Here is a 14,978-nt window from a genome sequence, read left to right as displayed (position 1 = left end):
ACGTCATAGAAGAAAATACGCCGACTGGAGCTGCAATCTCCCCCACGCATTTGCAGAAACGAGGACTAACGTTGCCGGTATGAAGATCGTTGCCCGGCTGCTGTCCGTACCGCTTGCACTTGTCGCTTTCCTAGCGCTGTGGCTTGCGGTGGCGCCGTTTACGCCGCATATTCCGTATTGGGGTGCCGGCGCGCTCATTGGCCCGCAGTATATCGGGCCGGTGGTTCTCTTTTCCCTTATTCTCCTGGTCCTTGCGGTGCTTGGAGGATTCGCCTCCCGCAGCTTCTACGTGCCAGGGGCATTCGCGGCGATTGCCCTCACTGCCGGGCTTGTGCTTTTCGGCACGCAGATTCACGCCGCGAAGGGGCAGGGTACCGAGGTGGATATTCCCGCTGCCTTTAGCTGGGCCGGGGTGGAAAGCACCAACGAGGGCCCCGACCATACGGTGGCCTACGATTCCTTCCACGGCGACGATCTAGATATGGATATCTACACGCCACAAGAAAGTGGGCCCCATCCGGTCATGATGTATGTCCACGGCGGCGGTTGGGGCCAGATGACCAAGCGCTCCCAGGCTTTCAATATGCGGCAGATGGCCCAGCGCGGTTACCTCGTATTATCCATCGACTACACGCTATCCAGCTGGGAGCAGCCCACGTGGCAGGTGGCAGCGGAACAGGTGGGCTGCGCGATGAACTGGGTCAATGCCCACGCCGCAGATTATGGCGGCGACCCAAAGCGTTTCTTTACCTATGGTGAATCCGCCGGTGGGCAGCTGGTCCTGAACGCGACTGCCGATGCCGCCGCGCACCCCAACCACCTACCTTCCGCCGATTGCCCTGGCACGCCGGCCGTTCCCAGCGCCGTGTATGCGGATTCACCAGCCCTCGATGTCCACCACATCTATGATTCTGACGATCCCTATGCCGCGCAGGGCTCCCGCGATACCGTGCAGAAATACCTGGGTGGAACGCCCGAGGAATATCCCGACCGCGCAGATTTCGTCACCTCAGCTACGCACCTCACCAGGGACATGCCACCCATCAAGATTGTCCGCAGCGACAACGATCGCCTCGTTCCGCCGGAAAGCTATGACGATTTTCGCTGCATAGCCCAAGAAAAGAATATCGACCTTAGCGAATACGTGCGCCCACACGCCGACCACGCATCGGCCCTTAGCACCCGCGAAGTCTGGAACCAACACTTGCTCCAGGCGATTCCCCAATTCTTCGCCGAGCACGATCCACAAGGTTTTTAAACTGCCGAACCCTCTGAAGCTATGCGTGGCTCATTTGGCTGACCTTGAAATGCTCGGAAACGGTTTTGATGGCTCCGAAAGCAGCCCAAGTGACGTGGAGGAGAAGCAGGACCAGCAGGGCGGCGCTCACGGTATCCATCCAGCCCAGACCCCACGCGAGCGCCGCGGGCTGTGTGGATAGGGTATGGGTGCCGAGGCAGCACGTGCCCACGGGGAAGGTACTGGCCCACCAGCTGGGGTTATAGCACATTGGGGTATTTCCTAGGGCGGTACCCCAGTGCTTGGCCAAAGCGTAGATGCTCAGCGGCACGCCCAAGCCCAGCATCGCTACACCATAGACCATGGCGCGGAAATGCCATTGGTCACCGGCGAGTAGCTGTGCTGCGGCGGTGGACTGGCCGACCAACCCCATCGGGATCCAAGCGGTGGCAGCGAAGCTAATGGGAACCTTGGGAAAGGTGCGCAGGTAAACGACGGCAAACGTCGGCAGTCCTGTCACCCAAGCCACTACGAAGCAGAACACGCCGATGCCGTGGATGACCGAGCCCCATTCACCAGCATGCGGTACTAATTGCGCCGACGAGGTTGCGGAAACCATGGGGGCAACAAGGGGTAATCACCAGGTAAAAGCGGGGTTAGAAGGGCGGTCGGAGAAAAGAAACTTGAGATATTTTAAACAGGTAATGACGCTCAGGATTGTTCCTACCGCCCAACACACGGTGTGAATCAACCAGGCGTCAAAGATAAGTGAGTAGGCACTACCCAAAGCGAGGATGCCCATGGAGACCATGCCCCATGCAGGCATGTCGCTGGAGTTGAATCCCGGAGTGCGGTGCTTAATAAATCCCGCTGTGAACGCCAAGAAGACAAGCGTTGCAACGCCGAGCATGATTTCTGCTGGAAGGCGGCCCAGGATTGGGCTCAGGTGAGCATCGATGAGAGACGAGGAGATTCCGAGTCCCATTACTGCTCCGGCCCAGCCAGGTCCTAGCGGAGGGAGCTCTATCTCATTGCGAATCTTTAACATATTCTTCAGGTTAGGCACTGCTTGATGTGTGCGGGAGAGCGCATAATCCGAACGGGGTTACAATAAATGAATGTACCCCTCACGAGAAGATGGTAACGATGGATTCTCTCCCGTTCGACGCAGCTACGTTCCCGATGCTTTCACGGTTGATGCCGTCCTTGCTGTAGCTCGATATGGGGGTATGAACCAGGCTGCGAAACACCTGAATGTCTCCCAACAAACGGTTAGTACGCGCATCGCCAAGTTTGAAAAACGCCTCAATAATCGCATTTTTTGGCGCGGAGCGGCGGGTAGTTCCGTGACAGAAGTGGGCAGTCAAGTCGTCCGTGTACTCGAGGGATTAGAAGGGGCCCTGAACGAATGCGCGCGTGGCCTCGAAACAGCCGTTGGGGTTGGGGCCACCGAGGACATTAGCTTGGTGGTTTCTCATACTGTGTCTGAAGTGGACTACCCCCGTTGGGCCGCGGCCTACCAACGCGCTCACCCACATACTTATCTGTACATGCGTCAGCTCAACAGCCGGGAGGCGCAGCGCCACGTGGTTCAAGGACAGGCAGAACTAGCGATTATTGAGGGCCACTGGGTGGCCCACGAACTGCACGAGCGTGTGGTCGGGCACGATGAACTCGTGGTTGTTGTCCCCGCAGAACATCGCTGGGCGAAGCCGCGCAACCACAATCAGCCAGTGACCCCGTCAGCATCAACGTCAGCACCAACATTGGAAACGAAGGTATCTCCAGTGACGAAGGAGGAGCTGCAATCTACGCCCTTGGTGCTGCGTGAACAGGGAAGCGGCACACGAGAGGTGGTGGCGGATGTTCTGGGAGTGCTCGCCCCGCCGGCAGGGGAGTTCGGGTCTCTGGGAGCTCAACGTACTGCGATAGGAGCTCTGGGTGCGCCGGGGGTTATCGCGCGGAGAGCGGTGGCGTCACAGCTCGCTACAGGAGAATACGTAGAGGTTCCGGTGGTGGGAATCAGCTTTGACCGGCCGCTACGGGTGGTGTGGAGTGCGCAGAATCGTCTTTCTGATCCGGCCCAACATTTTTTGCGCTTCCTTGTGGACTATGCGGACGGGCGCAAGGACTAAAACGCGTAAAGACTCAAGATATATCCAACCCTGGGCAATCATTTCCCTATGTAAACGGGGCTGACCACTTGAGTAAGCCATTTCATCGGGCTACAGCTAGCGAAATGCAGCAATAACGAAGGAAACCTGAAGCCCCCTCAGGCATAATGTTCCTATGTCAAAGTTCTCTGAGGTCCTGGAACAGCTGCGCGAAAACCAACCAAAGGCGAAGTATGGTATCGCTTTTGAAAAGCTGATGGTCAATTATTTTCAGACTGATCCCACTCTCAAGGCACAGTTTGATGAGGTCAGCCGGTGGACTGACTGGCGCTATAACGGTGGCAAGGCCGATACCGGGATTGACTTGGTAGCTCGCCGCCGCGATGACGGGACGTGGACCGCTATCCAGTGCAAGTTCTATGCGTCCACTGCCCGCATCCAGAAATCGCACCTGGACTCTTTCTTTGAGGCCTCGGGGCATTCCTTTGAAACGGAACATGGCCGCGAGCATTTCGGCAGCCGGATGATCATTTCCACCACGGACCACTGGTCCTCGCACGCCGAGGAAGCATTGGCCAACCAGATTATCCCCACCAGCCGCATTGGTATTTCTGCCATCGCGGAATCGCCCATTAACTGGGACGTCGCCTTCCCAGGCTCTGAGGTGCAGGATAAAAACATCCAAATCAACCTCTCGCAGCGCAAGACCTTTGAGCCGCGCCCACACCAGCAAACGGCCATTGACAAGGCCATCGAGGGATTTCAGACCCATGACCGCGGCAAGCTCATCATGGCTTGCGGTACCGGTAAGACGTTTACTGCGCTGCGCCTCGCGGAGCGAGTGGCAGAAGATTGGGGGGGGGCAAGGCTCGCATCCTGTTCCTAGTCCCTTCTATCTCGCTGCTTTCGCAGACGCTGAAGGAATGGACGGCGCAGGGGCACCTTGATATGCGCGCCTTCGCGGTGTGCTCGGACTCGAAGGTATCTAAAAAGGCCGAAGACATTGCGGTCTATGACTTGGAAGTCCCCGTCTCTACTGAGGGCGCGGATATTGCGCGGCGTTTTGCGTCTGGAAAGCGCGCCAAGGGGCTCAATATCGTCTTTTCCACCTATCAATCCTTGCCAGCAGTGCACGAGGCACAGCAGCATGGCCTAGATGACTTTGACCTGGTCATTTGTGATGAGGCCCACCGCACCACCGGCATCACCCTGGCCGGCGAGGATTCCAGTAACTTCGTGCGCGTGCACGACGCGGACTACATCAAGGCCTCTAAGCGTTTGTACATGACTGCAACGCCGCGGCTTTTCGATGACGCCGTAAAAGGCAAGGCTGCCGAGCACTCTGCCGAGCTCACTTCCATGGACGATGAGGGCATTTACGGTCCCGAGTTCTACCGGCTGGGCTTTGGCGAGGCCGTGGACAAGGGCCTGCTGACGGATTACAAAGTCTTGGTCATGACCGTTGATGAATCCGTGGCTGCCAACGCTATGGCCCATAGCGAAGACAATCAGATCAACCTCTCGCTTGCCTCCGCCATGATCGGTGCGTGGAATGGCTTGGCCAAGCGCTCTGGTGAGCTGCAAGGAAAGAAGGGTGGATTCGATGAAAACGCCAACCCCATGCAGCGCGCGGTGGCCTTTGCCAAGGACATTAAGACCTCTACCCAGATTGCGGAGAGCTTTCCTTCCCTGATTAGGACTCACCAGGAGCTGCTGAAGGATAAGGCGGTGCTTAATGATGTCTCCTTGACCAACGTTGATCTCCAAGTTGCTGCCCAGCACGTCGATGGCGGCATGAACGCCATGGAGCGAGGCACCAAGTTGTCATGGATCGAATCACCTGCGGCAGAAAACGAAGCCCGGATACTGACTAACGCGCGGTGCCTTTCGGAAGGCGTGGATGTACCGGCGCTGGACTCGGTGATCTTTTTCAACCCGCGCAATTCCATGGTGGATGTGGTCCAATCCGTGGGCCGTGTGATGCGTAAATCTGCGGGCAAGGACTACGGCTACATCATCTTGCCGGTCGCCGTCGCGCAAGATGTCTCGCCCTCGGAGGCGCTCAATGATAACCAGCGCTTCAAGGTGGTCTGGCAGATCCTTAACGCGTTGCGCGCACACGATGATCGCTTTAACGCCAAGATTAATTCCATCGCGCTCAATGGAGCCAACGCACAAGAAGAACTGCCCATTGATGTCAACCATGTCCCTGGTGACAAGGAGAAAAGCGATAAAGAAAAGCTGGAGGATGCGGAACGTACCAAGTCCACTGAGGCTTTTGAAGATTCTTCCGCGATGACCCAGCAGATTGCCTTGTTCTCTTTGGAACAATGGCAAGAGGCCATCTATACCAAGCTGGTGGATAAGGTCGGCACCCGCACCTACTGGGAGGACTGGGCCGATGACGTTGCCACTATTGCAGAAAACCAAATCACCCGCATTACCGCGCTGGTAGAAAACGCCGATGAGGACCTGCGCCAAGAATTTGATGAGTTTGTTGAGGGCCTGCGCAATAACTTGAACGATGGTATTTCGGCTGATGATGCCATCTCTATGCTCTCGCAACACCTGATTACTGCACCGGTGTTCAACGCACTATTTGAAAACCATGACTTCATCACGCATAACCCCGTGGCGCAGGTCATGGAGAAAATGGTTGCAGCTTTATCGAAGGCGAACTTGGATACGGAGACCGAATCGCTGGAAAAGTTCTACGAGTCTGTGCGCGTGCGCGCTTCCGAGGTAACCTCTGCTTCCGGTAAGCAGCAGGTGATTAAGGAACTGTATGAGCGCTTCTTCCGCAAGGCTTTCAAGAAGCAAGCGGAAGCCCTCGGCATTGTCTACACTCCGGTGGAAATCGTGGACTTCATCCTGCGCGCTGCCGATGAGGTCTCCCAAAAACACTTTGGCAAGGGGCTTAGCGATGAAGGCGTGAGCATCCTCGACCCCTTCGCCGGGACCTCGACGTTTATGGTGCGCTTATTGCAGTCTGGGCTCATCAAACCAGAAGATATGGCACGCAAATATGCCAACGAGCTTTTTGCCACTGAGATCATGCTGCTGGCGTACTACGTCTCCGCCGTCAATATCGAAACTACCTACAACGCCCTGCGTGAGGAAGCCGCGCAACGCAACGGTGAGCCAATTCCGGACTATGTACCCTTCACCAACATCGCTTTAGCGGATACCTTCCAAGTCCACGAAGATGGCGATATCCCAGACCTCAACATCTTCCGCGAAAACAACGCCACCATCGAGCGGCAGAAGAATGCGCCCATCAACGTGGTCATTGGCAACCCGCCATACTCTGCGGGACAAAAGTCTGCGAACGACCTCAACGCCAACCAGAAGTACCCCGGCCTAGACAAGCGCATTGCGGAGACCTATGTGGCAAAGAGTAACGCTCGAGTAAGTCACATGGTTTACGACTCCTATTTGAGAGCATTTCGTTGGGCAACAGACCGCATCGGCCCAAAAGGAATAGTTGCCTTTGTTTCCAACGGCGGCTGGATAGATAGCAATTCAGGCGACGGCGTGCGCTTGTCGATGGCCGAGGATTTCACCGACCTTTATATTTTTAACTTGCGCGGCAACCAGCGCACTGCTGGTGAACAGTCACGAAAGGAAGGCGGAAAAGTCTTCGGTTCGGGGTCCCGCAATACTGTAGCCATCGCGGTCGGCATCAAAGATCCCTCTAAGTCTGGCTTTCGGCTGCACTACCGAGACATCGGTGACTATCTCACCGCTGAAGAAAAGCTTGGGATCGTCGATTCTTCCGTGATTGAAACCATTGACTGGCAGACCATCGAACCGAACAAAGAAGGTGACTGGCTTAATCAACGCTCCGTGGAATTCGAGACTTGGCCCGAGATTAGTGCAAAAGGTTCAGGATCCAAAAAGATTTTTGGAATAGGGTCTGGTGGTTTAGCAACGGGAAGAGATGCATGGAACTATAATTTTTCGTTCGAGACACTATCGAACCGGTTTGATTCGATCATTTCAGAATATGTCACCGCTAAAGACGAGTTTCACAAATTCAACCCAGTCAAGAAGAAGCGTGCAGAATTTATCGAGTTTTTAAAAAGCAGCGCTATAAATTTTGCCGATCCAGTGAAAATAAAGTGGTCGGTGAGTCTTGAGACCGCTGCGGCCGCAGGGCGCTCAATCAGGCGATCGGATAAGGACTATCGCTTAGCTCTCTATCGTCCGTTTTGCAAACAGCAGTCAAGTTTCGGCGCGTTACTAAATCACTCTCGGTACCAATTACCCTCGATGTTCCCGACATCAGAGCACTCCAATATCGGTTTTTATCAAGTGGGTAATGGTTCCGCTGTGCCTTTTTCTGTAATTGCAACGTCCCTACTCCCAGATCTACATGTGACTGGCGCAGGCTCGGGCGGCCAATTCTTTACCCGCTTCACCTGGACCCCAGTCGATGCAGAGGACGGTGGTCTGTTCGGTGAAGGGAACGTCGTCAAGCAGGGCGAAGCCAGTGTCTATGGTCAGGTCGGTGAGGTTGTTGATGGGTATGTGCGCGTAGACAACATTACGGATGAGATTAAGCAGATTTACCGAGATGCACTGGGCAGTGATGCATCCGGTGATGACATCTTCCACTTTGTCTATGGCAAACTGCATGACCCTGCTTACCGTGCTCAGTACGCGGCGGATTTGAAGAAGATGTTGCCGCATATCGAAACGCCATCTTCGCGTGCGGAGTTCGATAAGTTTGCTGCGGCTGGCAAAGAACTGATGGCACTGCACGTGGACTACGAATCCGTAGAACCGTGGCCGTTGGATATTCAGGTCAAGGGTGATGAGTCTGACCGCGAGACTTGGCGCGTGCACAAGATGAAGTGGGCCAAGCGCAAGGATCCGGAAACAGGCAAGAACGTCAATGACGTGACGAAGCTGATCTACAACAAGCAAGTGACCATTTCAGGTATTCCGGCGGAAGCGGACCAGTACATGCTGGGCTCACGCTCGGCAGTGGCCTGGTTGATTGACCGGTACCAGGTAAAGAAGGACAAGGCTTCCGGAATTGTGAACGACCCGAATGATTGGGCCGATGAGGTAGGCAACCCGCGCTATATCGTCGATTTGATTGGCAAGGTCACGCGTGTAGCTATGGAAACCGTGCGGATCGTAGATGGACTGGATTCGGGCGAAAAGGATTAGATTCTCCTTTTCCTTGAAGCTCTTTATTCCTCTCAGTACACTTACGGTAACGTAACTTAGCTCTGGTGGGAGAAAGAAGTATCGCTGTGGCTCAGATGCATGCTGAAGGAACAAAAGAGGCGGGGGAGCATCCCTTGAAAGAAGGCTTGGTGCAGCGCACCTATTGGATGGCGGATCGTGGCGAGCGGCCGCTGACCCGTGGATGGGGTCATGCGCTGGCGGCGTTGCTATCGGTGATCGCCTCTACCGTGCTCATCACGTATGCGTGGATGACGCTGCACTGGTGGCAGGGCCTGGGCGTTACCGTTTATGGATTAGGGCTGGTGGGGCTTTTTGGAGTCTCGGCGCTGTATCACCGCTATCCGTGGGCTAGTCCCCGGGCGGTGCAGTGGTGGCGGCGAGCGGACCACGCCACGATTGCGGTGTTTATTGCCGCCACGTACACCCCGCTGTGTTTGATTGCGTTATCCCCAGTTCAGGCCGCGTGGATGCTGGCCATTGCGTGGGCGGGTGCGATTTTGGGCGTGATATTGAGCCTGGTGTGGATTGAGCACCCGCGGTGGCTCGACGTTGTGGTTTACCTGGCGTTGGGCTGGTTGGTGCTGCCGCTACTGCCCACGCTGTGGAGCGATGCCGGCGCGGCAGTGGTCTGGCTATTGCTGGCCGGCGGAGTGGTCTACTCCGTGGGCGCGCTGGTCTATGGATTTAAGTGGCCTGGGCGCAACGCGCGCTACTACGGCTATCACGAGCACTTCCACACCGCGACCATCGCGGCGGCGGTGGTGCATCTCGTGGCAGTGTGGCAAGTCGTCGTTGGCGCTGGCTAGCTCGCAGTTCATGTTCTGAAGAATCGGACGATTTCTCTCTGCAGGCTCACCTTAAAATTCACTCACCCAGATATGTAGAGTTCGTGTTTTAAAACTGGGTTGCATTAGCCCCAATGGCTAATCTTTTTAGACCCGCTTCCGGTGCTTTTCGTGCGGTGCGCCTTAGACTTTTGAGTGTGCAGCGCCAGGCAGACAGGATATTTGAATTCTCGTGGGGAATGAGAAACAAATAGCCTAGCCCCGATTGAGCGTTGTCCACTTTATTAATGTGGTGCTGACATAGTCCACGAGGGCATCCAAATCTTCTTCAGAACTCGTAACAGAAATTACGAGATCTGCTCCCGCTTCTGCATTCGGTGTTGGGCGAACGGTAATTCCGTTCAGTCTTAAATAAAAGATGGCTAAATGTAGAGCAGTGCGTTTGTTTCCATCGTGAAACGCATGCGCCTTAGCTACATGAACTAGTAACGCGGCTGCTCGGTCATATATACCTGGGCGGCGCTCTTGGCCCATAATGACTTGAAATGGTGCAAAAATCGCGGATTCGAGAGATGGCATATCAACTGCGTAGCCCGAGTAGGCGTGAACGTGATTGTTTCCCTCTACTCGATTTTCGCATTGCTTATTCAAACTACATGCAGTACGGACGAGGAAGTCTGCGACTTTTTCCTCGTCCGTTGGTCCTTTGTTTTCAGACGGCATGCCTGTTTATCGGTCCGCCAATATCCGGAAAGTCTCCCACCAGTCCTGTTCGATTTCCTTGGCCTGCGGCGAGGCTAAGAGTTCATCCACGTCTCCGTCGAGGTCAACATTAGGCAAAAGAACTTCTGCTGGTTGTAGCGGAGGTCGTGGGGTGGGATTGTGGGAGTTTATCGCTTGGGAAAATTCTTGGAGGATGGTCGTTGTGCGAAGCTTCTCGTTAGACTTCTGGTCTTTCGGGATGCCCCGGCGGGCCTCGTTCCAGGCAAGGCCATGACTCAAATCAGAAAGCTTGGTTGATTTAACTCCGCCGTAAAATGCGATGATGCTATCTACGACTTCGCGTTCGTATGTGCTGAGATTGTCGGACTGACCACCGGGAACATAGGGGACTGGCCAGGGCTCTTTGGTCCCTGCTACCTGCCAGGTTTGAGCGCGCAGCTCGCTGGAAACAGGGCCGTGCCGCCACGCTTGAAACTCCGCCTGGAATAATGGGCGACCCGTCCACGCCAGATGCCAGCCTTGGGAGAAGTAGCACAGCTTGTTCAGCTTGAGCTTGTCCACGTTGGGAATGCGCTCAGTGATGTACTGTCCAACGTCGAAAATGTCTGCCATGCTCTCCTCCTTTCAGCGTCGCGCTAAAGTATACGGCCTTATCCTGCAGGAGAAAAGAGCTTCTGTGCATCCGTTCCCGTGGCAACCGCGGCTGCGAGCAGTATGCGGGCCTGGGGTGCACGGAGGTTGCCGGAGGGGATAACTCCGGCATCGGCAAGCGTGGCACCGCCACCGGCGCCGCCGTAGATACCCTCGACGGGTCCGTGATCCACGCGGGTAGTGAGCACGACGGGAACGGACTTGGCAGCTTCCATGGCGGCATTAGCCAGATCGGGGCCGATATTCCCTGAACCCATGCCCTCAATGACGATGGCCTGCGCGCCCTTGGCCAAGGATTGTTCAATGAGATCCGCTGGGGCGCCGGGGTAGGCGGCGATGATGTCCACGCGGACATCGCCAAGCGGAGCGTACTTCAGCGGCTCGGGGCGTTCTGGGAATTTCTCCTGGCTATTGGTAGCAAAGCCAACGGCCTTTTCCGTATCAGATTTGAACGCGCCGCGGGCGGGGATAACTTTACCGTCAAAGGCGATGAATGCGCCGTGGCCGGCATAGTCCGGGTTGGTGACAGTCTCTACCGCGGTAGCGAGGTTTTCTGGGCCGTCTGGATCATCGTCATCGAACGGGCGCATTGCACCGGTGAGTACGACAGGCTTATCGCTGTCGTGGAAAGTATCGAGCGCAATGGCGGTCTCTTCCATGGAATCGGTGCCGTGGGTGACGATTACGCCATCGACGTCATTGCGCTGTAGCTGCTCGTGTACGGCGGTGATGATTTTATCGGTATCGGCCAAGGTCATCGCAGATGAATCCAGGTTGGCAATGTCTTTGACCTCAAGCTCCAACTTGTCTTTGTCGAACTCAGAGTACAGCGGGTCCACCAAGTCAGAGCCCTTTACGGTGGGCACCACCGCGCCCTTGTCATCGTGGGTGCTGGCGATGGTGCCGCCGGTAGAAAGCACCACCACATGCCCCTCGATTTCGGAGCGCTGCTTGGCGTGGGAGCTGCTTGATTTGGTGGAAGAGCTTGTGGCGGAGCTGCTGGCGCTACTGGAGCTGGTAGCGGAACTAGAACTCGATGCCGTGGAAGATGCTTCTGAGGTCTTTTCCGCGGAGGTAGAAGAAGAGGTGGTCGTCGGTGTAGCCGAAGCCTCATCTTTATCCTCCTGATTGGCCGGGTTCTGGCAGGAGGCCAGCAGCAGCGCGGAGGCAACTAATGTGGCGGAGTACTGCACCCTGCGGCGCAGGCGTGGGTTAGACATTTCAACTCATTTCTCTAACGTGGTTTCTGTTACCTATTTAATACCACGCTAGGGTATAAGCGCCACGCAATAGAAAATCTGTTGGAAATTTAATCCACGTGTTGGCTGTGCGGTGCCACAATGAGCGGCTTAGGGGAGTACTCGCCGCGCAGTTCGCGCAAGATATTGGCGTGTTCGGCCAAGCGGATGTCTTCCTCGGTCTGCGGGGTGAAGGTGCGTGCGGTCATCGGCTGCCCATCGCGGTCCATGCCAATATAGGCCACGGTGGCGTGGATGGCGGTCTTTAAATTGTCGCGGCCGCCGCGCGGATCGCCGGAGCGCACGTGCACTGACATCTGCATCGAGCGGCGGTCGGTGCGCATCATGCGGGCATCGACCTCAATGAGATCCCCGATGGAAATGGGTCGATAAAAGCGGATACCGCCGGCATAGACGGCCACGGTGCGCTCACCGGACCACTCCATGGTGCAGGCGGTGCCGGCCTCATCGATCCACTGCATCGCGGTGCCGCCGTGCACCTTGCCGCCCCAGTTGACGTCGGTGGGCTTGGCCAAAAAGCGGTTGACCATCCGTGGGGCATCGGAAGGCCCATCGTAGGTTTGCTTGTCCATCTCCAGCTCGATGGCCTTGCGCAGCTCGATGCGGGATTTCGCGGCCTCGGCCACGCGCAGGTGCTCATCGGTATCCGGCACGAAGGTGGGAACCGGGGTGGTCTTATCGCTTTCGGGATCCTTGGCCACGAAGATGACCAGGCAATCGCAGGCGCGGGTGAAAATTCCCTCGCGGGGATCGGCAGACAGCACCTCGTTGATGATGTGCATGGAAGACCGGCCGGTCATCGCGATGCGCGAGCGCACCTCCACGATGTGCCCGGAGGGAATGGGCCGGGTGAAGTGGATATGGCCCACATAGGCGGTCACGCAGTACTGCCCGGACCACTGCACGGCGCAGGCGTAGGCGGCCTTATCGATCCATTCCAGCACGCGCCCGCCATTGATGCCGGGGGCGCCGGCCATGGTGACATCGGTTGGCGATGCCATAAAGCGCAGCGTCAGGGTAGGGGACTTCTGGGTTTCCGCAGCAGCGTCAGTAGGTGACATAAACAATAAGATAACAGTAGCTATGCTGTGGCTATGCCTAAACCCGTAGATCCCGCCGCCACGCGCGCGGCCATAATCGCCATCAAGGATTGGATTCAGGACCCGGACGGGCAACAAAAGCCAGGCAGGGCCCTGCTTGCCGATGCCGTCCGTCGCACCGCCCGCACCCTCGAGGCCGACGCGCCGGGGCACTCGGTGGAGCTGCGCGTACCCCCATTTGTTGCGGTGCAGTGCATTGAAGGCCCCCGCCACACGCGCGGCACCCCACCCAATGTGGTGGAAATGGATGCGGAGACCTGGCTGCGTTTGGCCACCGGTGTCACGGACTGGGACGAGGTTAAAAACACAGGTCGCGTCGATGCTTCCGGGTCGCGTTCAGGGGAGATTGCACAGTGGCTTCCCATCATTCCGTTAGTTTTCGACGGCCCAACGCGCTAATATAAACGCCGTGGTAGAAGTACATACTCCTAGTATCACTGACCTTGACGATCATAACGAGGAGGAACCCCGCGAAGAGTGTGGCGTCTTTGGCGTCTGGGCTCCCGGGGAGGAAGTCTCCAAACTTACCTACTTTGGCCTTTTTGCTCTCCAGCACCGCGGCCAAGAAGCCGCCGGCATTGCGGTGGGCGATGATGACCGCATCGTCGTCTTCAAAGACATGGGCCTGGTGGCCAATATTTTCGATGAATCGACCCTTTCTGCCTTGACTGGCAACGTGGCGGTGGGCCACACGCGCTATTCCACGGCCGGCGGCAAGGAATGGTCCAATGTGCAGCCGATGTTTTCCACCTCCTCTACGGGCGTGGACATTGCCCTGGGCCACAACGGCAACCTGGTCAATTACCTCGAGCTGCGCGCAGAGGCCGTCGAACGCGGCCTGATTAAGCCGCACGAGGAGTCGGTTTCTGACTCGATGTGCTTGTCCATGCTGCTTGCCGATGGCGTCGATGAGACCACCTCCGTCTTCGACTCCGCCCGCGAGCTCCTACCGCGGGTCAAGGGCGCATTCTGCTTGACCTTTACCGATGGCCACACCATGTACGCCGCGCGCGACCCGCAGGGCGTGCGCCCGCTGGTCCTGGGCCGGCTGGCCAAGGGCTGGGTCGTCGCCTCCGAAACCTGCGCGCTGGATATCTGCGGCGCGCAATTTATTCGCGAGATCGAGCCGGGCGAGCTCGTTGCCATCGATGAGGCCGGCATCCGCTCTGAAAATTTCGCGCCCGCCAAGCGCAGCGGCTGCGTTTTCGAATACGTCTACCTGGCCCGCCCGGATAGCGATATCAAGGGCCGCTCGGTCAACGCCTCCCGCGTGGAGATCGGCCGCCGCCTGGCCCGCGAATACCCGGTGGAGGATGCGGACCTGGTCATCCCCGTGCCGGAATCCGGCAACCCGGCCGCGGTGGGCTACGCCCGCGAATCCGGCCTCACCTTCGCCCACGGCCTGGTGAAAAACGCGTATGTGGGCCGCACTTTTATTCAGCCCACGCAGACGCTGCGCCAGCTGGGCATCCGGCTAAAGCTCAACCCACTGCGCGAGGTCATCGACGGCAAGAAGCTCGTCGTGGTGGATGATTCCATCGTGCGCGGCAATACCCAGCACGCGCTCATCCGCATGTTGCGCGAGGCCGGCGCCGCCGAGGTCCACGTGCGCATCGCCTCCCCGCCGGTGAAGTGGCCGTGCTTTTATGGCATCGACTTTGCCTCGCCCGGCGAGCTGATTGCCAACGCCAGCCCGTCCGATGATCCGGACGAGATTTGCTCCACCATCTGCGAGACCATCGGCGCTGATTCTTTGGGCTTTGTCTCCATCGATGAAATGGTCGCCGCCACCGAGCAGCCTCGCTCCGAGCTGTGCACCGCCTGCTTCTCCGGCGAGTACCCCCTTGGCCTTCCCGCCGGAAACCCCAATGCCGATGCCGTGCGCACCCTGCTCGGAACCCAATAAAAAC

General features: G+C 57.1%; 9 protein-coding genes and 2 pseudogenes. 6 read left to right on the top strand and 5 right to left on the bottom strand.

Annotation, left to right across the window (positions count from 1 at the left end; all coding sequences use genetic code 11):
* Nucleotides 1-79: 79 nt before the first annotated feature.
* A complete protein-coding gene (locus HMPREF1261_RS00190; RefSeq protein WP_023029532.1) occupies nucleotides 80-1,258 on the top strand; it encodes an alpha/beta hydrolase in 1,179 nt (392 codons plus the stop codon).
* A 19-nt stretch (nucleotides 1,259-1,277) separates the two neighbouring features.
* Here HMPREF1261_RS00190 and HMPREF1261_RS00185 read toward each other — a convergent pair.
* A pseudogene (locus tag HMPREF1261_RS00185) lies at nucleotides 1,278-2,285 on the bottom strand (TDT family transporter).
* A gap of 70 nt (nucleotides 2,286-2,355) precedes the next feature.
* Here HMPREF1261_RS00185 and HMPREF1261_RS00180 point away from each other — a divergent pair.
* The 3 genes and pseudogenes from HMPREF1261_RS00180 to HMPREF1261_RS00170 all read left to right on the top strand — a co-directional run bounded on the left by HMPREF1261_RS00180 (nucleotide 2,356) and on the right by HMPREF1261_RS00170 (nucleotide 9,356).
* On the top strand, nucleotides 2,356-3,372 hold the full coding sequence (locus HMPREF1261_RS00180) for a LysR substrate-binding domain-containing protein (protein WP_084538490.1): 1,017 nt from the start codon (nucleotides 2,356-2,358) through the stop codon (nucleotides 3,370-3,372).
* Nucleotides 3,373-3,526: 154 nt separating this feature from the next.
* Nucleotides 3,527-8,529: pseudogene (locus HMPREF1261_RS00175) on the top strand (DEAD/DEAH box helicase).
* Between the two features lie 95 nt (nucleotides 8,530-8,624).
* On the top strand, nucleotides 8,625-9,356 hold the full coding sequence (locus tag HMPREF1261_RS00170; RefSeq protein WP_034657776.1) for a hemolysin III family protein: 732 nt from the start codon (nucleotides 8,625-8,627) through the stop codon (nucleotides 9,354-9,356).
* A gap of 234 nt (nucleotides 9,357-9,590) precedes the next feature.
* On the opposite strand, the gene HMPREF1261_RS12180 is transcribed toward HMPREF1261_RS00170, so the two are convergent.
* The 4 genes from HMPREF1261_RS12180 to HMPREF1261_RS00155 form a co-directional block, all read right to left on the bottom strand.
* Nucleotides 9,591-10,058: a type II toxin-antitoxin system death-on-curing family toxin gene (locus HMPREF1261_RS12180; RefSeq protein ID WP_084538489.1), complete on the bottom strand. Its 468-nt coding sequence runs from the start codon at nucleotides 10,056-10,058 to the stop codon at nucleotides 9,591-9,593.
* A 6-nt stretch (nucleotides 10,059-10,064) separates the two neighbouring features.
* Nucleotides 10,065-10,670 carry a Panacea domain-containing protein gene (locus HMPREF1261_RS00165; RefSeq protein ID WP_023029525.1) on the bottom strand — a complete coding sequence of 202 codons (606 nt, stop codon included), beginning with the start codon at nucleotides 10,668-10,670 and terminating at the stop codon, nucleotides 10,065-10,067.
* A gap of 38 nt (nucleotides 10,671-10,708) precedes the next feature.
* Nucleotides 10,709-11,929, bottom strand: a complete 1,221-nt coding sequence (locus HMPREF1261_RS00160; RefSeq protein WP_023029524.1) for an asparaginase — start codon at nucleotides 11,927-11,929, stop codon at nucleotides 10,709-10,711.
* Between the two features lie 89 nt (nucleotides 11,930-12,018).
* Nucleotides 12,019-13,029, bottom strand: a complete 1,011-nt coding sequence (locus tag HMPREF1261_RS00155; protein ID WP_023029523.1) for an acyl-CoA thioesterase — start codon at nucleotides 13,027-13,029, stop codon at nucleotides 12,019-12,021.
* 33 nt (nucleotides 13,030-13,062) lie between these two features.
* Between HMPREF1261_RS00155 and HMPREF1261_RS00150 the strand changes: the two genes are divergently transcribed.
* Nucleotides 13,063-13,467, top strand: a complete 405-nt coding sequence (locus HMPREF1261_RS00150) for a sterol carrier family protein (RefSeq protein ID WP_023029522.1) — start codon at nucleotides 13,063-13,065, stop codon at nucleotides 13,465-13,467.
* Nucleotides 13,468-13,477: 10 nt separating this feature from the next.
* Nucleotides 13,478-14,974, top strand: a complete 1,497-nt coding sequence (gene purF, locus HMPREF1261_RS00145) for an amidophosphoribosyltransferase (protein ID WP_005284635.1) — start codon at nucleotides 13,478-13,480, stop codon at nucleotides 14,972-14,974.
* The last annotated feature ends 4 nt before the right edge of the window (nucleotides 14,975-14,978 follow it).

Origin of the sequence: Corynebacterium sp. KPL1818 (assembly GCF_000478135.1) — a bacterium.
GTDB lineage: Bacteria > Actinomycetota > Actinomycetes > Mycobacteriales > Mycobacteriaceae > Corynebacterium > Corynebacterium accolens.
The sequence above is the reverse complement of the archived record's forward strand: the minus strand, read 5'-3'. Positions and strand labels throughout refer to the sequence as shown.